At 58.6% G+C, this 21976-nt stretch carries 19 protein-coding genes; 9 read left to right on the forward strand and 10 right to left on the reverse strand.

Features of this window, described 5'->3' with window-relative positions; translation table 11 throughout:
- Positions 1-6: 6 nt before the first annotated feature.
- The 6 genes from fhuB to hrpB all read right to left on the reverse strand — a co-directional run bounded on the left by fhuB (position 7) and on the right by hrpB (position 11294).
- Positions 7-1992 carry a Fe(3+)-hydroxamate ABC transporter permease FhuB gene (gene fhuB, locus ACVV26_RS18025; protein ID WP_474798576.1) on the reverse strand — a complete coding sequence of 662 codons (1986 nt, stop codon included), beginning with the start codon at positions 1990-1992 and terminating at the stop codon, positions 7-9.
- Entirely contained in the window at positions 1989-2885 is an 897-nt protein-coding gene (gene fhuD, locus ACVV26_RS18030; protein WP_312984898.1) for a Fe(3+)-hydroxamate ABC transporter substrate-binding protein FhuD, read from the reverse strand. Before fhuD ends, fhuB begins: the two co-directional genes overlap by 4 nt.
- A complete protein-coding gene (fhuC, locus tag ACVV26_RS18035; protein ID WP_312984900.1) occupies positions 2885-3682 on the reverse strand; it encodes a Fe3+-hydroxamate ABC transporter ATP-binding protein FhuC in 798 nt (265 codons plus the stop codon). Before fhuC ends, fhuD begins: the two co-directional genes overlap by 1 nt.
- Positions 3683-3729: 47 nt before the next feature.
- Positions 3730-5982 carry a ferrichrome porin FhuA gene (gene fhuA / locus ACVV26_RS18040; protein ID WP_474798577.1) on the reverse strand — a complete coding sequence of 751 codons (2253 nt, stop codon included), beginning with the start codon at positions 5980-5982 and terminating at the stop codon, positions 3730-3732.
- Positions 5983-6240: 258 nt separating this feature from the next.
- Entirely contained in the window at positions 6241-8766 is a 2526-nt protein-coding gene (gene mrcB / locus ACVV26_RS18045; RefSeq protein ID WP_474798578.1) for a bifunctional glycosyl transferase/transpeptidase, read from the reverse strand.
- Between the two features lie 95 nt (positions 8767-8861).
- A complete protein-coding gene (gene hrpB / locus ACVV26_RS18050) occupies positions 8862-11294 on the reverse strand; it encodes an ATP-dependent helicase HrpB (protein ID WP_474798579.1) in 2433 nt (810 codons plus the stop codon).
- A gap of 87 nt (positions 11295-11381) precedes the next feature.
- On the opposite strand from hrpB, the gene thpR reads away from it, so the two are divergent.
- The 9 genes from thpR (at position 11382) to panD (ending at position 18361) form a co-directional block, all read left to right on the forward strand.
- A complete protein-coding gene (gene thpR, locus ACVV26_RS18055) occupies positions 11382-11909 on the forward strand; it encodes an RNA 2',3'-cyclic phosphodiesterase (protein WP_474798580.1) in 528 nt (175 codons plus the stop codon).
- 12 nt (positions 11910-11921) lie between these two features.
- The gene (gene sfsA, locus ACVV26_RS18060; protein WP_474798581.1) at positions 11922-12626 is read left to right on the forward strand and encodes a DNA/RNA nuclease SfsA; all 705 of its coding nucleotides are present in this window, start codon (positions 11922-11924) and stop codon (positions 12624-12626) included.
- Between the two features lie 178 nt (positions 12627-12804).
- Entirely contained in the window at positions 12805-13260 is a 456-nt protein-coding gene (gene dksA, locus ACVV26_RS18065) for an RNA polymerase-binding protein DksA (protein ID WP_002436912.1), read from the forward strand.
- A gap of 60 nt (positions 13261-13320) precedes the next feature.
- Positions 13321-14202, forward strand: a complete 882-nt coding sequence (gene gluQRS / locus ACVV26_RS18070; protein WP_474798582.1) for a tRNA glutamyl-Q(34) synthetase GluQRS — start codon at positions 13321-13323, stop codon at positions 14200-14202.
- A gap of 55 nt (positions 14203-14257) precedes the next feature.
- Positions 14258-15655 carry a polynucleotide adenylyltransferase PcnB gene (gene pcnB, locus ACVV26_RS18075; protein ID WP_474801898.1) on the forward strand — a complete coding sequence of 466 codons (1398 nt, stop codon included), beginning with the start codon at positions 14258-14260 and terminating at the stop codon, positions 15653-15655.
- Positions 15652-16131: a 2-amino-4-hydroxy-6-hydroxymethyldihydropteridine diphosphokinase gene (gene folK, locus ACVV26_RS18080; protein ID WP_474798583.1), complete on the forward strand. Its 480-nt coding sequence runs from the start codon at positions 15652-15654 to the stop codon at positions 16129-16131. The genes pcnB and folK overlap by 4 nt, the downstream gene beginning before the upstream one ends.
- Before the next feature lie 81 nt (positions 16132-16212).
- Positions 16213-17007 carry a 3-methyl-2-oxobutanoate hydroxymethyltransferase gene (gene panB / locus ACVV26_RS18085; RefSeq protein ID WP_474798584.1) on the forward strand — a complete coding sequence of 265 codons (795 nt, stop codon included), beginning with the start codon at positions 16213-16215 and terminating at the stop codon, positions 17005-17007.
- Positions 17008-17021: 14 nt separating this feature from the next.
- Positions 17022-17873 carry a pantoate--beta-alanine ligase gene (panC, locus tag ACVV26_RS18090; protein ID WP_474798585.1) on the forward strand — a complete coding sequence of 284 codons (852 nt, stop codon included), beginning with the start codon at positions 17022-17024 and terminating at the stop codon, positions 17871-17873.
- Between the two features lie 107 nt (positions 17874-17980).
- A complete protein-coding gene (gene panD / locus ACVV26_RS18095; RefSeq protein ID WP_474798586.1) occupies positions 17981-18361 on the forward strand; it encodes an aspartate 1-decarboxylase in 381 nt (126 codons plus the stop codon).
- 27 nt (positions 18362-18388) lie between these two features.
- Here the strand turns inward: panD and ACVV26_RS18100 are convergent, their stop codons facing one another.
- The 4 genes from ACVV26_RS18100 to ACVV26_RS18115 all read right to left on the reverse strand — a co-directional run bounded on the left by ACVV26_RS18100 (position 18389) and on the right by ACVV26_RS18115 (position 21960).
- Positions 18389-19636: a polysaccharide deacetylase family protein gene (locus ACVV26_RS18100; RefSeq protein ID WP_474798587.1), complete on the reverse strand. Its 1248-nt coding sequence runs from the start codon at positions 19634-19636 to the stop codon at positions 18389-18391.
- A gap of 75 nt (positions 19637-19711) precedes the next feature.
- Positions 19712-20143 carry a PTS sugar transporter subunit IIA gene (locus ACVV26_RS18105; RefSeq protein WP_312984920.1) on the reverse strand — a complete coding sequence of 144 codons (432 nt, stop codon included), beginning with the start codon at positions 20141-20143 and terminating at the stop codon, positions 19712-19714.
- 123 nt (positions 20144-20266) lie between these two features.
- Complete coding sequence (locus tag ACVV26_RS18110) at positions 20267-21037, reverse strand: ABC transporter permease (protein WP_312984923.1); 771 nt, start codon at positions 21035-21037, stop codon at positions 20267-20269.
- Positions 21034-21960 (reverse strand): ABC transporter ATP-binding protein, encoded by a 927-nt coding sequence (locus ACVV26_RS18115; protein WP_474798588.1) that lies wholly within the window; start codon positions 21958-21960, stop codon positions 21034-21036. The genes ACVV26_RS18110 and ACVV26_RS18115 overlap by 4 nt, the downstream gene beginning before the upstream one ends.
- Positions 21961-21976: the final 16 nt, after the last annotated feature.

Consider the following 21976-nt stretch of genomic DNA (forward strand, 5'->3'; position numbering starts at 1 on the left):
AGAACTTTACCGGCTTTGCTTACGCAGCAGATACACGAAGTACGGCGCGCCGATAAAGGTCGAGAGTAACCCTGCCGGGATCTGATACGGGAACATCACCATGCGCCCACACCAGTCCGCCACCACCAGCAGCAGCCCCCCAAGCAGCGCGGAAATCACCAACTGCGGCAGCGCGCGACGGAAACCCATCATCCGGGTGATATGCGGGGCCATCAACCCGACAAAACTTAACGGGCCGATGGTCATGGTCGCCGCCGCCGTCAGGCCGGATGCCAGCATCAGCAACGCCACGCGCGACGGCGTAAGCGCCATTCCCACCGCCCGCGCCGTATCGCCGCCCAGCGGCAATACCGTTAACCAGCGGCGGCACAGCGGCGTCAGCGCCAGCAGCGCCGCCATCACGATAAAACTGTATACCGCGTGCTGGCCGGTGACGCTGTAGGTCGAGCCGGAAATCCAGGTGATGACTTTCGCCATGCGCGGATCGCCGCTGGCCTGAAGCATCATCAGCAGCATGGTGAAGGCGGTACTTAACGCCATCCCGGCGAGCAGCATCCGGTGCGGGGAAAACCCGCCGCGTCCGGCAGCGATCATGATAATCAGCAGCGTGGCGGCCGCGCCCAGGCTCCCGGCGGGAAGCAGCCAGCCAAAGGCATCTCCCGGCACCAGGAACAGCATCAATACCACGCCAAACGCCGCGCCGGAACTGATGCCCAGCACTTCCGGGCTCGCCATGGCGTTGCCGGTCAACCGCTGGATAATACAGCCCGCCACCGCCAGCATACAGCCTGCGGTCATCGCCGCCAGTACGCGCGGCCAGCGCCACGGCAGCAGGTCCCGCAGCAGATCGCCGCTGGCCCACGTCCAGCCGTGCGCATCGCGGCCAAACGTCAGGGCAACGGCAATCATCAGCAACAGCACCCCAACGCCCGCCAGGCTACATAACAGCACGTGCTGGCGTTCCGTGGGGATATGGTCGCCCGCATCGAGAGACGGCGCGCTCTGGGTGCGCAAACGCGGCAGCAGCCACAGCAGCAGCGGCGCGCCAATTAACGCCGTTACCGCGCCGGTCGAGACTTCCATCCACACCCGGGTCAGCCAGACAATCATCTGATCCGACAGCCACAGGATCAGCGCGCCGATCAGCGGCGCGAGGATCAGCCGGGACAGCAGGCGGCGCGCGCCGAGCATTTTCGCCAGCAGCGGCGCAAACAGGCCGATGAAGCCGATAATCCCCACCGCGTTAACCAACAGGGCGCTGATGGCGATTGCCAGCACCAGCGCCGCTAACCGCGCCACGGACAGCGCCAGCCCCAGATTGCGCGCCACGCCGTCGTCAAGCCCCATCAGGGTGAGCGGGCGCAGCAGCAGCAGCGTCAGCATCACCCCGCCCAGCAGTTGCGGCCACAGCCGGGAAACAATGCTCCAGTCGGTCTGGTTAAGCGCCCCGGTACTCCACAAAAACACGCTTTGCAGTTGGTCGTGATGGAAAATTACGATCAGTTGATTCACCGCGCCGCAGTACAGACTAACCACCAGCCCCGCCAGAATCAGCGTGATCGGCGAAAGCCGTTTATTCCAGGCAACGCCGAAAACAATCAGCCCCACCAGCGCCGAGCCCGCCAGCGCCGCGAACTGCGAGGTCATATAACCGCCGGGCAGCGCCCACAGCGTGGTGATGGCGATACCCAACTGCGCGCCCGTCGCCACGCCGAGCGTGGTCGGTTCCGCCAGCGGGTTGCGCAGCACCTGCTGGAACAGCACGCCCACCAGCCCCAGCCCCGCGCCAACCAGCAGCGACAGCACCAGGCGCGGCAACGCGCTGTAGTGGAACAGCATCTGATCGAGGGCATCCTGGCTGGGATGCCACAGTGCCGCGCTCCACTGGTCGCGCGGCAGTTGATGATTGAGGTTAAACCAGGTGAGCCACAGCCCGGCCAGAAACATCACCGACAGCAGTACCGGCGCGAACAGATTGCTTTTGGCCCTCATGCTTTGCCTCCCAGCGCAGCATCCAGCACCCGGCAGAAATGCATCGAGGAGAGGGTCGCGCCGTAGAACCACACGGCGGGCACGCGCTGGAAACGCTGCTGGCGGATAAACGGCATCGCCTTCCACAGCGGGGTGGCGGCGATACGCGCCATCAGCGCATCATCACCGTGCTCAAAGCACAGCACATCGGCGTCTTTCACCGCCGCAAGGCGTTCAATACCCACCACGGCGCTGCCCCAGAAATTGGTTTCACCATGCCAGGCGTTGGGAATATCCATCACGTCCATGACCTGCTGGAAAAGGCTGTTCTCACCCATCACCAGCACGTGGCGCTCGTCCATCAGGGTCATCATCAGGATTGGGCGATTGCCCCGCCCGGCAAAGCGGGGTTTCATCTGCGCCAGATAAGCGTCAAACTTATCCAGATGCGCGTGCGCCGCCTGGGAAAGCCCCAGCAGCTCGCCCATCTCCAGCAGTGAGTTACGCGCTTTGGTCAGCGGTTGTTTACCGTCGCTAAAGCTAAATCCGCGCCCCGGCGCGATAGGCCGCAGCGTCTCTTCGGATGGGCCATAGCCCGTGGACCAGACCAGCATGGACGGCTTCATTTGCGCCAGCAGTTCCAGATTCGGTTCGGTACGCAGCCCGACGTCGATCACCGAATCCGGCAGCGCGGGCTCATTGACCCACATTCTGTAGTTAACGATATCCGCCACGCCGTAAGGCATTACGCCGAGCGCCATCAGCAGCTCTACCGGCAGCCATTCCAGTGCCACCACGCGATGCGGGTCGACCGTCGCGGCGCGGGCGGTGCCCATTTGCCACAGCAGCGGTGATAACGCCATCGCCGTTACCAGGCGACGACGGGAAATTAACGTTAAAAGGGAGTCTGACATCAGTAAACAAAGCTCACCGGGGCCGCGCCCGCGGGATGAGGGAGAATGCCCATAGGAAGACCGTAGATGCGTTCGAGGGTTTCGCTCTGCATCATGGCGGCGGGTTCGCCCTGGGCAATCATTTCGCCGCCGCGCAGGGCAACCAGATAATCGCAGTAGCGCGCCGCCATATTGATGTCATGCAGCACGGCAATCACCGTTAAGCCTTTTTGCTGGCTCAGACGGTGGATCAGCGCCAGCACGTCCACCTGATGGGCGATATCCAGCGCCGATGTCGGTTCATCCAGCAATAAACAGCGGCTGTCCTGGGCCACCAGCATCGCAATCCACACCCGCTGGCGTTCGCCGCCGGACAGGCTGTCCACCAGGCGATGGGCGAACGGCTTCAGCCCGACCAGTTCGATAGCCTCTTCCACTTTCTCACGATCGGCGACGCCGAAACGCCCTAACGCGCCGTGCCACGGATAGCGGCCAATCGCCACCAGTTCGCGTACCGTCATGCCTTCCGCGGGCGGTAGCTGTTGCGGCAGATAGGCTACCTGGCGGGCAAAGGCTTTGCTGCTCCACTGGTCCAGGGGTAAATCGTTGAGCAGCAGATCGCCGTCGGACGGCTTCTGATGGCGGCCAAGCATTTTGAGCAGGGTGGATTTACCGGAACCGTTGTGGCCGATCAGTCCCGTCACTTTACCGACAGGAAAGGTCAATGAGAGCGGATGAAGCAGGGTTCTGCCTGGCACCCGGAAAGTGATATCGCGCAGAGAAAAGGTGGTATCGGGATGCGTTTGTTTATCCTGCATAGTCATCAACTTGATAAAGGGCACGGCGTACCGTGCCCGAAAACGGATCAGAAACGGAAGGTCGCAGTCGCGACAACCTGACGTTCCGCGCCCCAGAAGCAGCCATAGGTATTGAAGCAGCTGGCGACGTATTCACGATCGAACAGGTTGTTGACGTGAAGCGCCACGTTGGAGCCAGCCATACCCACGCGAGCCAGGTCGTAGCGGACCAGTGCATCTACCAGGGTGTAGCTGCCCACTTTGAAAGAGTTCGCCGGATCGCCGTAGCTGGAAGCGGTATAGCGAACCCCGGTGCCCAGGGTCAGGCCAGAGAGCGGGCCGTCAAACAGGGTGTAATCGCCCCACAGAGACGCCATGTGTTTTGGCACCTGGGCCGGGGTGTTGCCTTTGTAGTTGGTATCGGTGGTGTATTCCGCATCGGTGTAAGTGTAAGAACCTACTATGTTGATGCTCGCGGAAAGCGCCGCTTTGGCTTCCAGCTCAACGCCGCGCGCGCGGATCTCGCCGCCTTCAACCGAGAAGAACGAGCCCGCCGGGTCGGCCATCAGGTTGTTGGTTTTGGTCAGCTGATACACCGCGCCGGTCAGCACGATCGGACGATCTTCCGGTACGTATTTAACGCCCGCTTCGTACTGTTTGCCTTTAGACGGCGCGAAGATATTGGCATCCGCACCCACGGTAGAGGCCGGTTCGAACGACTCGCTGTAGCTAAAGTACGGGGTCACGCCGTTGTCGAACAGATAGTTCACGCCGCCACGCCAGGTGAACTCGTTATCATTACGCGAGTGCTGGACATTCGCTTCACGATCCAACGAATCCTGCTCCGCCCAGTCGTAACGGCCGCCCAGGGTCACCAGCACCTTGTCCCACTGCGCCTGATCCTGCACGTAGACGCCGGTCTGTTTCTGCTTATTCAGCACACGGTAAGCGGCACCAGGACCAGGGTGAGCACCGAAATCAAAGTCGCTGCGGTCGAGGTTATAGATATCCGATGACGCCACGGAACCCGCCCAACCAAACCAGGAGTTGATGTCGTTACGCATGCGCATAAAGTCGACGCCGGTCAGCAGGGTGTGGTCCACGGAGCCGGTAGCGAAGGTGCTTTGCAGTTGGGTATCAACCGCGAAGTTCTCTAATTTCTCGTCGTCGTCTACATAGCGGCGCGTCAGGGTATGGCCCCATTCTGACGGCGCAATGGTTGCGCATGGGCCGCTAGCCGGATCGCCGGTGTACAGCGGATCGGAACACATGCCATAGCCGTAAACGCTGTTCTGCGAGGTTTTGTTCTGCGCATAACGCAGGTTCTGACGCACGGTGAAGGTGTCGTTAAAGCCGTGTTCGAAGCTGTAACCCACCATTTTCTCGTTACGCGAGTAGGTGTTGTTATCCGCGCCTTCGTTGAAATCGGTCGGCAGACGGCTACCGTTCGGCAGCGTAGATACCGTGCCCTCTTTCGGCAGCCAGCCGTAATAGCCGGTTTCCGGCTCGTTCTGGAAGTAAGAGAGGAAGGTAAAGTTAGTTTTGTCATCCGGACGCCAGCTAAATGACGGCGCGATGGCGTAACGCTGCTCTTCCGCACCCTTCTGCTGGGCGTTCGCCGAGCGCGCCAGGCCGGTTAAGCGCCAGGAGTAAACACCGTCGTCATCCAGCGCATCGCTGAAATCGAAGCCGGTCTGATACAGGCTGTCGGTGCCCATTTTGAACTGGACTTCATACAGCGGCTCGGTGGTCGGGCGCTTGCTGACCATGTTCAACAGGCCGCCAGGGTTGCTCTTTCCGTACAGTACGGAAACCGGACCGCGCAGCACTTCGGCGCGTTCCAGCATATAGGGGTCAATCACCGCATCATTATAGAAATTGCCCTGCATTTTCAGGCCGTTCAGATAGTTATTCTGGCTCTGGCCGTCGGCGGCGAAACCGCGAATGATCAGGTAATCATAGGTGTTGGATGCGCCACGGGTTCCCACGGCGACGCCCGGCGTATAGCTCAGGGCTTCTTTCACGGATTTCGGCTGATGCAGCGCCATCTCTTCGGCAGTTACCACGGAAATAGACTGCGGTGCCTTCTGGATTGGGGTATCCGTTTTAGTGGCGGTGGCCGATTGTCTGGCCGCGATGGTAGCCGCCGGGCCCCATGCGCTTTCCTGCGGAGCCGCTGCGGTAACGGTGATGGTATCTTCTTTCTGGGTAGTGTCAGCCGCAAAAACCGGAGCAGAAATGCTGCCGACTGCTGTGGCTATCATCACTGCGACTTTACGCAGTGAGGTATTGACTGGCTGAGCAGTGTCTGGACGCGCCATTGGATTTTCTCTACGTGAATATGACGAATGATAACGTAAACGATAATTATTATTATGACCGCAGGATAATATGCGAAACGCTGTTTGCATAGCAAGCAGCACACGCCCCTGATTTCACTGAGGGAACAAGAAATAATCACCTTGCTAAAAGTAGGTTATAGCGGGGTATTGAGGCGGTTACAGGGATGTGAAAAAGGTGAGAATCACGCAAAACAAAGGGCGGGATGATCCCGCCCTTATACGCGTTTTATGGCTGCGTTAGTTACTGCCGAACATGTCTTTGATCCAGCCTGCCACGCCATCGCTTTTCTGTTCCTGCGCCGGAGCCTGCTGCTGTTGCTGAGGCTGCTGCGGTTGCGACGGTGATGACTGGTCAAACGGGTTACCCGATGGCTCTACCGGGCGGCTCTGCTGGCAAAGCGCATCCGGGTTGGTGGTCCACACCGGCAGCGAACGCATTCCGCCGCCGCCGCACAGGAAGTAACCCTGGTCGTCCACACCCATATTAACGATGTCTTCCGGCGGCGTCAGATCCAGCGCGATCGGCGACTGGTTGCTGAGGTAGCGCTGGTAAATCGACATCGCACCGCTGGCACCATACAGCTTGGTCGGCTGGTTGTTGTCGCGGCCTACCCAGGTGATCACCACTTCGCGGCCATCGATACCGGCAAACCAGGTATCCACCTGATTGTTGGTGGTACCGGTTTTCCCGGCCAGATGCAGGCCAGGGAATTTCGCGCCCAACTGACGCCCGGTACCGCGTTGCACGACCTGCTGCATGGTCCACAGCGTCATATACGCCGCTTGCGCCGGTACCGCACGTTCAGACTGCGGGAAACTCTGGAACAGCGCGGTGCCGTCTTCGGCAATCACCGAGCGTACTGCTGACAGCGTGGCGCGGTTGCCGCCGCTGGCGATGGTCTGGAACGCCTGGGCCACTTCAATCGGCGTCAGGTTCAGCGCACCCAGCAGCATTGACGGAACCGGGTGTAGCTGATCTTTCGGCACGCCCAGTTTCAGCCAGGTTTCGGTGACTGCAGGCAAGCCAATCGCCATCCCCAGATTCACCGTCGGTACGTTCATGGAGCGGGTCAGCGCATCCACCAGCATCACCTGGCCGCTGTAACGATGGTCATCGTTTTGCGGCGACCACACCTGGCCGTTCGGCTGACGCAGCGAAATCGGCGCATCGGCAATCCAGGTATTCAGGCGATACTGGTTCGGCTGGCTGAGCGCGGTCAGATAGGTCGCCGGTTTAGCCAGTGAACCGATAGAGCGGCGCGCCTGCATAGCGCGGTTATAGCCAGCAAACTGCGGATTCGCCCCGCCGACCATCGCGCGGACTTCGCCACTGAAGCGGTCGACCACCACCATCGCGGTTTCCAGATCGCTCAGCTTACGCTGTTTGATCAGCGCCGGAATGCCTTCGATAGCGGCTTTTTCCGCCGCATCCTGCGCCACAGAATCAAAGGTGGTGAAGATCTTCACGCCGGAGAGATCTTTCACTTTATCGCCCAGTTTGGTTTGCAGCTCCTGGCGCACCATCTGCATAAACGCCGGTTGCGGAGAGATCACCCCGCCGCGCGGCTGCACGCCCAGCGGACGGGCGCTCAGCATGTCATACAGCTCCTGGTCGATAACCTTCTGTTCCTGCAACAGACGCAGCACCAGATTACGGCGCTCCAGCGCCATTTTCGGGTTACGCCACGGGTTATAAATCGACGCGCCTTTCACCATGCCCACCAGCAGCGCCTGCTGGTCAAGGCTCAGTTCGTCAACCGGGCGGCCAAAGTAATACAGGCTGGCCAGCGGGAAACCGCGGATCTCGTTATCGCCGCTCTGGCCGAGATACACTTCGTTCAGATACAGCTCAAGGATGCGGTCTTTGCTGTAGCGGGCGTCCATGATCAGCGCCATATAGGCTTCGTTAGCCTTACGCCACAGGGTGCGCTCGCTCGACAGGAACAGGTTTTTCGCTAACTGCTGGGTCAACGTACTCGCCCCCTGAACGGCGCGCCCGGCGGTCAGGTTCGCCAGCACCGCACGGCCAATCGAGTAGAGGCTAATGCCGTCATGCTCGTAGAAATGGCGGTCTTCGGTAGCGATCAGCGTATCCACCAGCAGGTCCGGGTAGCCGCTGCGCGGCACGAACAGACGCTGTTCGCCATTCGGCGAAGAAAGCATGGTGATCAGGCGCGGATCGAGGCGGAAGAAGCCGAACTGGCGCTTGCTGTCGAGGTTCTCAATAGTTTCAAGACGATCTTTGCTGAACGTCAGACGCGCGCGCACCTGCCCTTCTTTGCTGTCCGGGAAATCGAACGGGCGGCGGATCATCTCGATGCTGTTGGCCTGCACGGTAAACTCGCCCGGGCGCGTCATTCGCGTCACCTGGCGATACTGCGTCGCCTCGAGCAGTTGCACCATCTCCTGCTTGCTGACGGGCATATCCGGCTCAAGGTTGACCATCCGGCCATAGACTGCGGCGGGCAACTGCCAGACTTTACCGTCGATGCGGCTGCGGATTTTCTGATCGAGATAAACGCCGTAAATCACCAGCACCACAAGCAGTACCAGCAAGATTTTCAGCAATAGCCATAGCCAGCGGCGCTTTTTCTGCGGCTTTTTCCCTTTGCCTTTCCGTGGGGGCATTGGCTCCTCGTCTGCATCGTCTTCATATTCATCGTCGTACTCATCATCTCTGAGACGACGACGGGTCACTTTCTGTTTCACCGGACGTGAAGGTCGCCCTTTACGCCCGATGGGTTCGCGGTCATTCCCCGCCATGCTTTCTCTCCACTACGTTCAGGCGCGAGGGCCTGATTCTTGGTTCTTTCACGTCGCCGCGAAAGAAGAAATCTCTCAAAAGTACCGGCATCCCGTTACGGCTGATGCTTTTTGGTGCGGCGTGTCGGCAACGCGCTGGCTGGGTCGTCCGGCCAGGCATGTTTTGGATAACGCCCCTTCATCTCTTTTTGTACTTCCCGGTACGATCCTTTCCAGAAAGCGCTCAAATCACGGGTGATTTGCAGCGGGCGCTGGGCGGGCGACAGCAGCTCCAGTGTCAGCGGAACGCGGCCTTCGGCAATCACCGGGGTCGCCGCTTCGCCGAACATTTCCTGCATCCGCACCGCCAGCACGGGCGGGTTTTCCTGATGATAGCGCACGGCTATCCGGCTTCCGGTGGGCACAGTGTAATGAGTTGGCAGCGCACTATCCAGACGTTGACGCTGCGACCACTCCAGCAGATTGCCGAGCGCCGCGCTTAAATCGACGTTCTGCAAGGCGCGCAGCGAGTGCACGCCGCTGAGTTGCGGCAACAGCCAGCGCTCAAGTGTAGCCAAAAGTGCCGGATCTGAAACATCAGGCCAGCAATATTCAGGCAGCCATTGCGCGGCGCAGTGTAAGCGTAGCCGCAATTGCTCGGCTTGCGGGCTCCAGTTCAGTACCGCCAGCCCTTTTTCACGGATGCCGTTAAGCATCGCCTGATGTAATTCTTCTTCCGATGGGCGCGCCAGCAGCTGGTTCCTGACCACTAACTGGCCGATTTGCTGGCGGCGAAACGCTCTCAGCGTGCCCTGGGCATCGTCCCACTCTACGCTGTCCTGCTGGCGCAGCAGCTGCGGGCACTGGGCGGTCAGCGCGTCAATATCCAGCGCCAGCGCCTGCAACATGCGCGCATCCGGCGAGTGGCTGCCCTGCAAAAGCAGTGGGGCGATCAGCCATTCATAGCGGGTCAGCGCATCGTCAGGATCGAGACGCGCACCCATGCCGTTAGCGAGCTGATAGCGGCCATCCAGCCCGCGCCGCCGGGCGATGCGGTCGCCATACGCGATGGCTAACAGCTTCGGCGCGAGGGCGATATCCCGCGCGCCGCCACGGCTGTCCATGCGCTTTAGCAACTGTTGGCTGCGGCTCTGCCAGTTGTGCTGGCTGCGCGAAAACGCGCTGGCTAAATCGCTGTTACTGTTACGCGGTGGTTCTTCAAGCAGCGCGGCAAGCCAGGCGGCGGTGGCTTTTTGATCGGCGGAATCCGCTGCCGCCAGCATTGCCGCCAGCCGGGGATCGTTGCCGAATTTTGTCATCTGAAGACCGCGCGCGGTTAATCGCCCTTCCTTTATTGCGCCTAACTGTTCGAGTAACGTGCGGGCGGCGGCAAGGTTAACTTCAGGCGGCGTATCCAGCCAGTTGAGCTGCACGACATCCTGGCAGCCCCACTGCAACAACTCCAGCCATAATCCGCTGAGATCGCTTTGCAGGATTTCCGGCTCCGCCTGGGCCGCCGCGCGCTCGCCCTGCTCTTTCGCCGTGAGATGCAGACAGATGCCCGGCTCCAGCCGCCCGGCGCGACCGGCGCGCTGGATCATCGACGCCTGGCTGGCGCGCTGGGTGATAAGCCGCGTCAGGCCGCTGCGTGGGTCAAAACGCGCCACACGCTCCAGGGTACTGTCCACCACCAGGCGAATCCCTTCGATGGTCAAACTGGTTTCGGCAATATTGGTCGCCAGCACCACTTTGCGAAACCCGGCGGGCGCGGGAAGGATCGCTTTACGTTGCTCGCTAAGCGGCAGCGCCCCGTACAGCGGGCACAGCAGCACATCGCCAGGGATACGCTCAGCCAGCTGTTCCTGCACGCGCTGGATTTCCGCTACGCCGGGCAAAAACAGCAGCAGCGAGCCGGATTCTTCCCGTAACAACTGCGCCGTCGCGATGGCAATCGCCTCTTCAGTGCGCAACTGGCTGGGCAACGGCTGCCAGCGCCGCTCTACCGGGAACGCGCGCCCCTCTGACGCCACAATCGGCGCCTCGGGTAACAGGGCTTCCAGGCGGGCGTTGTCCAGGGTGGCAGACATAATCAGCACTTTGAGATCGTCGCGCAGTCCCTGCTGCACATCCAGCAGCAGCGCCAGCGCCAGATCGGCCTGTAAGCTGCGCTCGTGGAATTCATCGAGGATCACCAGACTGATGCCGGTGAGTTCCGGGTCCTGCTGGATCAGGCGCGTCAAAATCCCTTCGGTGACCACTTCCAGACGCGTTTTTGGCCCAACGCAGGTTTCGCCACGCATCCGGTAGCCAACGGTTTCACCGGGCGCTTCATCCAGCAACTCCGCCAGACGCTGGGCGACGTTACGCGCCGCCAGACGACGCGGTTCCAGCAAAAGAATTTTGCCATTGAGGCCCGCCGCCTTCAGCAGCTGTAGCGGCAGCCAGGTAGATTTGCCTGCGCCGGTGGGCGCACTGAGCAGCACTTGCGGGGCGGATTGCAGGGCATCCAGCAGATGGGGTAAAACGGCGGCGACCGGCAATGACGACACAGAGAGCTCCCTGGGGTTCACATCAAAAGGGTTAACATTAAAACGGGCGCATTGTAGCATCCCCTCAAACCATTACCGAGAACTGCCATGTCTGAGCCCAAACGGCTATTTTTCGCGCTTGAGATCCCCGCTGCGATCCAACAGCAGGTGATCCAGTGGCGCGCCGCGCAGTTCGCCCCGAACGCGGGCCGCCCCATCGCGGCGGCGAATTTACACCTGACACTGGCGTTTTTAGGGGAAGTCAGCGAGCAAAAGCAGCAAACGCTGATGACGCTGGCCGGGCGCATCCAGCAGCCTGCGTTTACCCTGGCGCTGGATGATGCCGGGCACTGGCCGCGTTCGCGGGTGGTCTGGCTGGGCAGCCGCCAGCCGCCGCGCGGGTTACTGCAACTGGCTAATCTGCTGCGCGCCCAGGCCGCACGCAGCGGCTGCTATCAAAGCCCGCAGCCGTTTCATCCGCATGTCACGCTACTGCGGAATGCTGCGCATCAGGTAGCGATCCCGGCGCCGGGCTTTCACTGGGCCTTTCCGGTGACCGAATTCGTGCTCTATTCCTCGCAGTTCAGCCAGGGCCGTACGCATTACCAGCCGCTGGAGCGCTGGTCGCTATTATAAAAAGGATCGATTATGGAGTTTTCTCCCCCGCTGCAATCCGCCACGCTGATTAAGCGTTACAAACGTTTTCTGGCCGATGTCGTCACGCCCGACGGCGCGCTGCTGACCCTGCATTGCCCTAATACCGGCGCGATGACCGGCTGCGCCACGCCGGGCGATACCGTGTGGTATTCCACCTCGCCCAATCTGACGCGTAAGTATCCGCACACCTGGGAGTTAACCCAGACTCAGCAGGGGCATTTCATCTGCGTGAACACGCTGCGCGCCAACCAGCTGGTGAAGGAAGCCCTACTGGCAAATCATCTGGGTGAATTTTCTGAATATTCGGCGGTCTTAAGCGAAGTTAAGTACGGCGCAGAGCGCAGCCGTATTGATTTCATGTTACAGGCAGGTTGCAAGGTTAACTGCTATATTGAAGTGAAATCAGTAACGTTATCGGATAATTCGCAAGGGTATTTTCCCGACGCCGTCACGGTGCGGGGCCAAAAACACCTGCGTGAATTGATGAGTGTGGTGGAGAACGGCGAACGTGCCGTCCTGTTATTCGCCGTGTTGCATTCGGCGATTGAACAGGTCTCTCCGGCGCGCCACATCGACCCCCGATACGCGATGTTGCTCAGTGAAGCACAGCAAAAAGGGGTGGAAATCGTTGCCTGGAAGGCGACGTTAACCGCCGAGAAAATGCAATTAACGATACCCGTACCGGTCTGTTTGTAATGCCGGTTAACCGTTTGAGTCATTATTGTTTCAGGCGCATGCGCAAATACGCTTTTCCTCACAGGGTTGTCAAGTGTAACGTTTATACAATTGCTATCCCGAAAAGCTTCTGCTATTTATAGCGGCCTGATTTTTCCCCCGACAAGGGGATCGATAGTGCGTGTTAAGGAGAAGCAACATGCAAGAAGGGCAAAAACGTAAAACATCGTCCCTGAGTATTCTCGCCATCGCTGGGGTGGAGCCGTATCAAGAGAAGCCGGGCGAAGAGTATATGAATGAAGCCCAGCTGGCACACTTCAAGCGCATTCTTGAAGCATGGCGTAATCAACTTAGGGATGAAGTCGATCGCACCGTTACGCATATGCAGGATGAAGCGGCTAACTTCCCGGACCCGGTCGACCGTGCCGCCCAGGAAGAAGAGTTCAGCCTCGAACTGCGTAACCGCGACCGTGAGCGTAAACTGATCAAGAAAATCGAGAAGACTCTTAAAAAAGTAGAAGACGAAGACTTCGGCTTCTGCGAATCATGTGGAGTGGAAATCGGTATTCGTCGTCTTGAAGCACGTCCGACCGCGGACCTGTGCATTGACTGCAAGACGCTGGCCGAAATCCGCGAAAAACAGATGGCTGGCTAAGCCCAGCTCATATCCATCAATAACAAAGGCGGGGTCTCTCCCGCCTTGTTTTTTAGCGCTATGTCCACAGCTTATATCGGGCGTTTTGCCCCTTCTCCTTCTGGTGAACTTCACTTCGGCTCGCTGATCGCCGCGCTGGGCAGCTATTTGCAGGCCCGCGCGCAGCACGGCGTCTGGCGGGTGCGCATTGAAGATATCGACCCGCCGCGCGAAGTGCCCGGCGCTGCCGATACCATTTTGCGCCAGCTTGAACACTATAATCTGCACTGGGACGGCGAGGTGCTGTACCAGTCCGCACGCCACGACGCCTACCGCGACGCCCTTGCCTGGCTACGCGAACATCAGCGCAGCTATTACTGCACCTGCACCCGCAGCCGCATCCAGCAGATCGGCGGCATTTACGACGGCCACTGCCGTGATTTGCATCATGGCCCGGAAAACGCCGCCGTGCGTTTACGCCAGACCCAGCCGGTCATGGCTTTTACCGATCGGCTGCGCGGCGAGATCGTCGCCGACCCGGCGCTGGCCCGTGAAGATTTTATTATTCACCGCCGCGACGGGCTGTTTGCCTATAACCTTGCGGTGGTGGTGGACGATCATTTTCAGGGTATTACCGAAATTGTACGCGGGGCGGATTTAATTGAACCCACCGTGCGACAGGAGTCGTTGTATCATCAGTTCGGCTGGCAGCCGCCTGAGTGGTTTCATCTGCCTCTGGCGCTCAACGCCGACGGGAATAAACTGTCAAAACAGAACCATGCTCCTGCTTTGCCGCACGGCGATCCGAAACCGATGCTGGTTGCCGCTTTGCAGTTTTTGAACCAGCCTGTAACAGAGCACTGGCGGGATTTATCTACCGATGCGTTGCTGCGCGAAGCGGCGATCAACTGGTCTCCCCATCGGATACCCGTGAATCCAGCATTCTCAAATGCGTTGCGCTGAGCTATGATTAGCCGCTATTTTTTGTCCAGAGTCTGACACACTACCGAGGTGCACCATTTTTACCCGAGTCGCTAATTTTTGCCGCAAGGTGTTAAATCGCGAGGAAAGCGAGGTTGACGATATCGTCAGCCAGCCCACGATTACCGTCATCCCGCGCGAACAGCACGCTATTTCCCGCAAAGATATCAGTGAAAACGCCCTCAAGGTGATGTACCGCCTGAATAAAGCGGGCTATGAAGCGTGGCTGGTCGGCGGCGGCGTGCGCGATCTGTTGCTGGGCAAAAAACCAAAAGATTTCGATGTGACGACCAACGCCACGCCGGATCAGGTCCGCAAACTGTTTCGCAACTGCCGTCTGGTTGGCCGCCGTTTCCGCCTGGCGCACGTGATGTTCGGCCCGGAAATTATCGAAGTGGCGACCTTTCGCGGTCATCACGAAGAAAATGTCAGCGATCGCGCGATTTCACAACGCGGCCAGAACGGCATGCTGCTGCGCGATAACATTTTCGGCTCCATCGAAGAAGACGCCCAGCGCCGCGATTTCACTATCAACAGCCTGTATTACAGCGTGGCGGATTTTACCGTGCGCGATTACGTCGGCGGATTGCAGGACTTAAAACTTGGCATCATCCGTCTGATTGGCGATCCGGAAACCCGCTACCGTGAAGATCCGGTGCGTATGCTGCGCGCGGTGCGTTTCGCCGCCCGACTGGATATGCAGATCAGCCCGGAAACCGGCGAGCCGATCCCCCGTCTGGCAACGCTGCTGAACGATGTGCCGCCCGCGCGCCTGTTTGAAGAAGCGTTAAAGCTGTTGCAGATGGGCTACGGCTACAATACCTATCTGCTGCTGCGCGAATATTCCCTGTTCCAGCCGCTGTTCCCGACGATTACCCGCTTCTTCACTGAGCAGGGCGACAGCCCAATGGAGCGCATCATCGCCCAGGTGTTGAAGAACACCGATACCCGCATTCACAACGACATGCGCGTGAATCCGGCATTCCTGTTCGCTGCCCTGTTCTGGTATCCGCAAATTGAAACCGCGCAAAAAATCGCGCAGGAAAGTGGCCTGAGCTGGAACGATGCTTTCGCGCTGGCGATGAACGATGTGCTCGACGAAGCCTGCCGTTCGCTGGCGATCCCGAAACGCATCACCGCGCTAATCCGCGATATCTGGCAGTTGCAGTTACGCATGTCGCGCCGTCAGGGTAAACGCGCCTGGAAGCTGATGGAGCATCCAAAATTCCGCGCGGCTTACGACCTGCTTGAACTGCGCGCCGAAGCGGAAAACAATGCCGAACTGCAGCGTCTGACCCGCTGGTGGGGCGAGTTTCAGGTTTCCGCGCCGCCTGCACAGAAAGATATGCTTAACGATCTGGATGATGAACCGGCCACGCGCCGCCGTCCACGCCGCCCGCGCCGTCGTGCGCCACGCCGTGAGGGCAACGCGTGACCCGCGTTTATATCGCTATCGGCAGCAACCTTGCGTCCCCGCTTGAACAAGTGAATGCTGCCCTGGCGGCGCTGGCTGAGATCCCCGAAAGCCAGATCGTCGCGGTTTCCGACTTTTATCGCACCCCACCGCTTGGCCCGCAGGATCAGCCCGATTATCTCAACGCCGCCGTGGCGCTGGATACCGCGCTGGCCCCGGAAGCGCTGCTGGATCATACCCAGCGCATCGAGCTACAGCAGGGGCGCGAGCGTAAAGCCCATCGCTGGGGGCCGCGTACCCTCGATCTGGACATCATGCTGTTTGGCGAGCTGCAAATGAACACTCCCCGCCTGACCGTCCCGCATTACGACATGAAAAACCGCGCCTTTATGCTGTTGCCGCTGGCCCAAATCGCCCCGGATTTACGCTTCCCGGATGGTGATAACGTGACCGATCTGCTGGCAAATCTTGATCCTTCCGGCATTTCCCGCTGGTAGTTGCTTCCTCCCTGAACCCCGGCTACTCAGCCTGAAAACTATCGTTTACACTGTTCGCCATTTTCAGTTCAGGGGACAGCCATGAAACCAACCACTATTGCCCAGCTACGACGTCTCAAGGCCAGCGGCCAGAAATTCGCGACCATCACGGCTTATGATTTCAGCTTCGCCAAACTGTTTGCCGACGAAGGCATCGGCGTGATGCTGGTGGGCGACTCGCTGGGAATGACAGTACAGGGACATGATTCCACCCTGCCCGTCACCGTTGACGATATCGCCTATCACACCCGTGCGGTGCGTCGCGGTGCCCCGCATTGCCTGCTGCTGGCCGACCTGCCGTTTATGGCCTACGCCACGCCGGAACAGACGTTTGCCAACGCCAGCGTGGTGATGCGCGCCGGTGCCAATATGGTGAAAATCGAAGGTGGCCGCTGGCTGGTGGATACCGTGCGGATGCTGACCGAACGCGCCGTGCCGGTGTGCGGCCATCTGGGCCTGACCCCGCAGTCGGTGAATATTTTCGGCGGCTATAAAGTGCAGGGTCGTGATGAAGCCGCCGCGCAAACGCTACTGGACGATGCGCTGGCGCTGGAAGCCGCCGGGGCGCAGCTGCTGGTGCTGGAATGCGTACCGGTTGAGCTGGCGAAGCGCGTTACCGACGCATTACGCATCCCGGTAATCGGCATCGGCGCGGGCAACGTCACCGACGGGCAAATCCTGGTGATGCACGACGCCTTCGGCATCACCGGCGGCCATATCCCGAAATTCGCTAAAAATTTCCTTGCCGACGCGGGCGACATGCGTGCCGCCGTACGCCAGTATATTACTGAGGTCGAATCCGGGGCTTATCCGGGTGAAGAACACAGTTTCCACTGACAGGAGTATGGGTTGTGCTGATTATTGAAACCGTATTGATGCTGCGCCAGCAGATTCGCCGTCTGCGCCTTGAAGGCAAACGGATTGCGCTGGTGCCGACGATGGGAAATCTTCATGACGGCCATATGAAACTGGTTGATGAAGCGAAAGCACGCGCCGACGTGGTGGTGGTCAGCATTTTCGTTAATCCGATGCAGTTCGATCGCCCGGACGATCTGGCGCGTTATCCGCGCACCCTGCAGGAAGATTGCGAAAAACTGAACCGTCGCGGCGTGGGGTTCGTCTTTTCCCCGACGCCGGAAGAAGTGTATCCGCGCGGCATGGGCGAGCAAACCTATGTCGACGTGCCGGGCATCTCCACCATGCTGGAAGGCGCGAGCCGTCCGGGGCATTTCCGCGGCGTGTCCACCGTGGTCAGCAAGCTGTTTAACCTGGTGCAACCGGATATCGCCTGCTTCGGCGAGAAGGATTACCAGCAGCTGGCGCTGATCCGCAAAATGGTCGCCGATATGAGCTACGACATCGAGATTGTTGGCGTGCCGACCGTGCGGGCCAAAGACGGCCTGGCACTCAGCTCGCGCAACGGCTACCTCACCAGCGACCAGCGTAAAATCGCGCCGGGACTCAGCAAAGTGATGAACGGCATCGGCGAAAAATTAAAAGCTGGCGAGCGCAACGTGGAAGAGATTCTTGCAGCCGCCGCGCTGGAGCTGAACGAAAAAGGCTTCCGCAGCGATGATTTGCAGATCCGCGATGCCGATACCCTGCTGGAGCTGACGCCGCAGAGCCAGCGCGCCGTGGTGCTGATGGCGGCATGGCTTGGCCAGGCGCGCCTGATTGATAATCTGACGGTCGATCTGGCGTAACGGAACGGGGATAGACAGCGTTTATAAAACGGGCAATACTGCCCGGGTAAAATTCCTGGAGCGGGCGTCCCCGCTCTGACAGTGTTGGTGTTAACAGGGTTAAATTTATGATTCGTACAATGTTGCAGGGCAAACTGCATCGCGTCAAAGTGACTCAGGCAGACTTGCACTATGAAGGTTCCTGCGCCATTGATCAGGATTTTCTTGAAGCGGCTGGCATTCTGGAATACGAAGCCATCGATATTTATAACGTGACCAACGGTAAGCGTTTTTCTACTTACGCCATTTCCGGCGAGCGCGGTTCGAAAATCATCTCCGTTAACGGGGCGGCGGCGCACTGCGCCGATGTGGGCGATATTTTGATTATTGCCAGCTACGTCACCATGCCGGATGAGCAGGCCCGCAGCTGGCAGCCGAAAGTGGCGTACTTTGACGGCGATAACGTGATGAAACGCACCGCCAAAGCGGTTCCGGTTCAGGTTGCCTGATGTTTTTGCGCCTGTTCGCGGGCGCTATTACCCCTGCGGCTGATTACTGATTGTCCGTGCCATATCCTCCAGCGAGTCGGTTCTCAGAATATACAGCCGCTTCAGCAAGTACGGGTTATCCCCCGGTTTCACCTTCCCTTTCACCGTCGTTACCGCTAAATGAAAACCGGCATCATGGGCCGCTTTAACCGCCTTCTGGTCGTAACCGCCAAACGGGTACGAGAGATACAGCACGTGGGGGTTGAATTGCGCCAGCGCCCGGCGCGAACGCTCAAAATCAAACAGGATGTTGTGATAGCTGCGGCTAAGCATAATCGGGTGGCGTAAGCCATCAATGCGGTGCAAAAAGTGGGTATGCGACTGAATATCAAACACGTCCTGAATGGATTGGAGTTCCGCCAGGCTCATAAACTGTAGAAATTTCGGGTCCCATTTTTGCGGATGGCGCTTGATGCGCGAAGAGATAATAAACGCCGTGGCGGTAAATCCGTACTGCTTCAGCACCGGATACGCATAGCGTGACACCGACTTCAGGCCATCGTCGAAGGTGATCGCCACCGCTCTGGCGGGCAAATTCATACGGTTATTCACGTAGCCCTCAAGCTGGTAAAGCGAGAGCGTGGTATAGCCCATGTCGCGCAGCCAGGTCATCTGGTTGCTGAAGGCGCGCACCGACGTAGTGGTGGACGTATGGCGAAAACGGGTGTTCTCTTCATCGCGCAGAATATGGTGATAAGTCAGCACCGGAATGCCGTTATCTTCCTGCGCTTCCAGGCTGCTGACCCATGCCAGCCGGTTGCCGATGCGGATCTGGAACCAGGTCTGGTTAAGCCGGTCTTTGAGTTTAGAAATAATCGGATAACGCAGGTTCTCCGCCAGCACGCCCAGCGGTTCGCTCTTATTGTCTGGCTCGTTATATAGCGTGACGGCTTGCCAGGTGAGCAGGTTCTGATTGCTGAGCGGCTTGTGTAAATCCCCCAGCCGATCCTGAATCCGCAGTTTGCCCTGTACCGGTTTCAGATGCTGTTTATCAATAAACCCGGTGCTAAAACCAAAGCTGAACTCGTAGTAATCGGCGTCGGTCGGCACGACCGCCAGCACCTGCCCCTGCTCGATTCTGCCAACGGAAATCACCCGGTTGCCAATATGCGCCCAGATATCCGCATCGTCCGTGGTTTGCATATAGCGCGGCGGATTAAACGTCGGATTCACCAGGATCGCCCCGGCTGGCGCGGCCAGTAACAGCACAAAGCAGAAAATCAGGCGAGGCAGCATAGTTAACCGAAGCGGTGAGAAAATTTTGCTTATTTTGACAAAAAGTGCCTTTCACACCAAGCGGTAAACCGCAGGTTATGCATGATGCAGTAACACGAAGGGGGGATTTTTTTGCTGCTGGTGCCAGAGACTGCTCACGCCGTCGCCGCCGCGCTCGACGATGGTGTGGCGAAAGGCGCGGCTGCTTAAGCAGAAACGCAGCGGATAAAGTTCGCCAAGAAGGTGGGCGGTGACGCCGGAAATCACTTCACAATTATCGTGCTTGTGGCTCATCAGTGCAGCAACGCGATACGGCGCGCCGCCATTGCAGTCAGTGAGAAAAATCACCCCGTCGCCTGAGTCTGCATGGTGCAGCGCATCGCACATCATTCGGCTAAGCATGTTAGTACCGATGCCATGCCAGTAGTTCACCACCCGGCACTGCGGAATGTGGCCAAAGCGTTTTTCCAGGTGTTCCAGTATGCATTGCGCCTTGTCGTCATGACAGGCGATGACCCATCCGAGCATTCGCGGCTCCTTATCCAAAGGGGGTAGTTTAGCGAAGTGACGAACCGCTGTTGTGATACGAATCATGGGAAAATAAAAGGCCCTCAAAATGAGAGCCTCGTTTTACTTTCAGAAGTAACGCGATCAGGTGCGTAAGCCGCGTCCGCGCTGGATTAAGTACCAGCACAGCATATAAAACGCCAGGATAAACACCACCAGTACGCCCATAGTAAAGCCGAGCGGCACATCGTTAATGCCCAGGAAGCCGTAACGGAAGCCGCTGATCATATACACGATGGGGTTGAGGTGAGACAGCGCCTGCCAGAACGGCGGCAGCAGCGTCAGGGAATAAAACACCCCGCCCAGATAGGTTAGCGGCGTCAGTACAAAGGTCGGGATCAGGCTGATGTCGTCAAACGTAGTGGCGAAAACGGCATTCAGCAGCCCCGCCAGCGAGAACAATATGGCGGTAAACAGCAGCGTAACGCCGACAAACAGCCACGAATGCACCTGAAACGGCACGAAAAACAGCGAGATAGCGGTCACCAGAATACCCACGCACAAACCGCGCGCCACGCCGCCGCCGACGTAACCAATAATGATCACATGGGTCGGCACTGGTGCCACCAGCAACTCTTCGATGTTGCGCTGGAATTTAGCGCTAAAGAACGATGACGCCACGTTGGCGTAGGCGTTGGTGATCACCGCCATCATGATCAGCCCCGGGACGATAAACTGCATATAGGTAAAGCCATGCATTTCGCCGATACGCGAGCCGATCAGGTTGCCGAAGATAATAAAATAGAGCGTCATGGTGATGACGGGCGGAACCAGCGTCTGGATCCAGATGCGCATAAAACGGTGGATCTCTTTGGTCCAGATACTTTTCAGCGCCACCCAATACAGCTGCATCATGCGTGGTCTCCTTGCTTTTCATTCACCAGAGTCACGAACAACTCCTCCAGGCGGTTGGCTTTGTTACGCATACTCAGGATCTGAATGCCCTGTGCGGTCAGTTGGTTAAAGACGCTGTTGATGCCCTGCTCGCGCAGCACTTCCACCTCCAGCGTTGAGGTATCCACCAGGCGGTACTGGTAGCCTTCCAGCTTCGGCAGCGGGCTGCGCGGCGCTAAATCGAGGATAAAGGTCTCTGATTTCAGCTTGGACAGCAGCGATTTCATCGAGGTGTTTTCCACCAATTCACCGCGCTGGATAATGCCGATATTGCGGCACAGCATCTCCGCTTCTTCCAGGTAGTGGGTAGTGAGGATAATGGTGGTGCCTTTGTCGTTAAGATCCTTGAGAAACCCCCACATCGAACGGCGTAGTTCGATATCCACCCCGGCGGTAGGTTCGTCGAGGATCAGCAGTTTCGGCTCATGCATCAACGCGCGGGCAATCATCAAACGGCGCTTCATCCCGCCGGACAACATCCGCGCACGTTCATTGCGTTTTTCCCACAGATCGAGCTGGTTGAGGTATTTTTCGCTGCGCTCCATCGCCTCTTTACGCTCAACGCCGTAGTAACCCGCCTGGTTAACCACAATCTGCTGCACCGTTTCGAACGGGTTGAAGTTGAACTCCTGTGGCACCAGGCCCAGCTGGCGTTTGGCGTTGACCACGTCTTTTTCGAGGTCATAACCAAACACCCTCACGCGGCCCGAGGTCTTGTTCACCAGCGAGCTCACTATCCCTATGGTGGTAGATTTACCGGCGCCGTTCGGGCCAAGCAGTGCGTAGAAATCCCCTGCCTCTACCTGTAAGTCAATGCCACGTAAGGCTTTCACGCCGCCGGGATAGGTTTTTTTTAATCCTTCCAGTTCCAATGCAATTGTCATGGATATACAGTTACCT

The sequence above is a fragment of the Atlantibacter sp. MEI4A-1023 genome (assembly GCF_056155425.1).

Excerpts from the sequence above, each read along its gene's own strand:
- mrcB (WP_474798578.1), bottom strand. The coding sequence starts at position 8,766 with ATGGCGGGGAATGACCGCGAACCCATCGGGCGTAAAGGGCGACCTTCA.
- ACVV26_RS18100 (WP_474798587.1), bottom strand. The coding sequence starts at position 19,636 with ATGCTGCCTCGCCTGATTTTCTGCTTTGTGCTGTTACTGGCCGCGCCA.
- gluQRS (WP_474798582.1), top strand. The coding sequence starts at position 13,321 with ATGTCCACAGCTTATATCGGGCGTTTTGCCCCTTCTCCTTCTGGTGAA.
- fhuC (WP_312984900.1), bottom strand. The coding sequence starts at position 3,682 with ATGCAGGATAAACAAACGCATCCCGATACCACCTTTTCTCTGCGCGAT.
- panB (WP_474798584.1), top strand. The coding sequence starts at position 16,213 with ATGAAACCAACCACTATTGCCCAGCTACGACGTCTCAAGGCCAGCGGC.
- fhuA (WP_474798577.1), bottom strand. The coding sequence starts at position 5,982 with ATGGCGCGTCCAGACACTGCTCAGCCAGTCAATACCTCACTGCGTAAA.
- fhuD (WP_312984898.1), bottom strand. The coding sequence starts at position 2,885 with ATGTCAGACTCCCTTTTAACGTTAATTTCCCGTCGTCGCCTGGTAACG.
- ACVV26_RS18105 (WP_312984920.1), bottom strand. The coding sequence starts at position 20,143 with ATGCTCGGATGGGTCATCGCCTGTCATGACGACAAGGCGCAATGCATA.
- dksA (WP_002436912.1), top strand. The coding sequence starts at position 12,805 with ATGCAAGAAGGGCAAAAACGTAAAACATCGTCCCTGAGTATTCTCGCC.
- sfsA (WP_474798581.1), top strand. The coding sequence starts at position 11,922 with ATGGAGTTTTCTCCCCCGCTGCAATCCGCCACGCTGATTAAGCGTTAC.
- fhuB (WP_474798576.1), bottom strand. The coding sequence starts at position 1,992 with ATGAGGGCCAAAAGCAATCTGTTCGCGCCGGTACTGCTGTCGGTGATG.
- thpR (WP_474798580.1), top strand. The coding sequence starts at position 11,382 with ATGTCTGAGCCCAAACGGCTATTTTTCGCGCTTGAGATCCCCGCTGCG.
- ACVV26_RS18110 (WP_312984923.1), bottom strand. The coding sequence starts at position 21,037 with ATGATGCAGCTGTATTGGGTGGCGCTGAAAAGTATCTGGACCAAAGAG.
- ACVV26_RS18115 (WP_474798588.1), bottom strand. The coding sequence starts at position 21,960 with ATGACAATTGCATTGGAACTGGAAGGATTAAAAAAAACCTATCCCGGC.
- panD (WP_474798586.1), top strand. The coding sequence starts at position 17,981 with ATGATTCGTACAATGTTGCAGGGCAAACTGCATCGCGTCAAAGTGACT.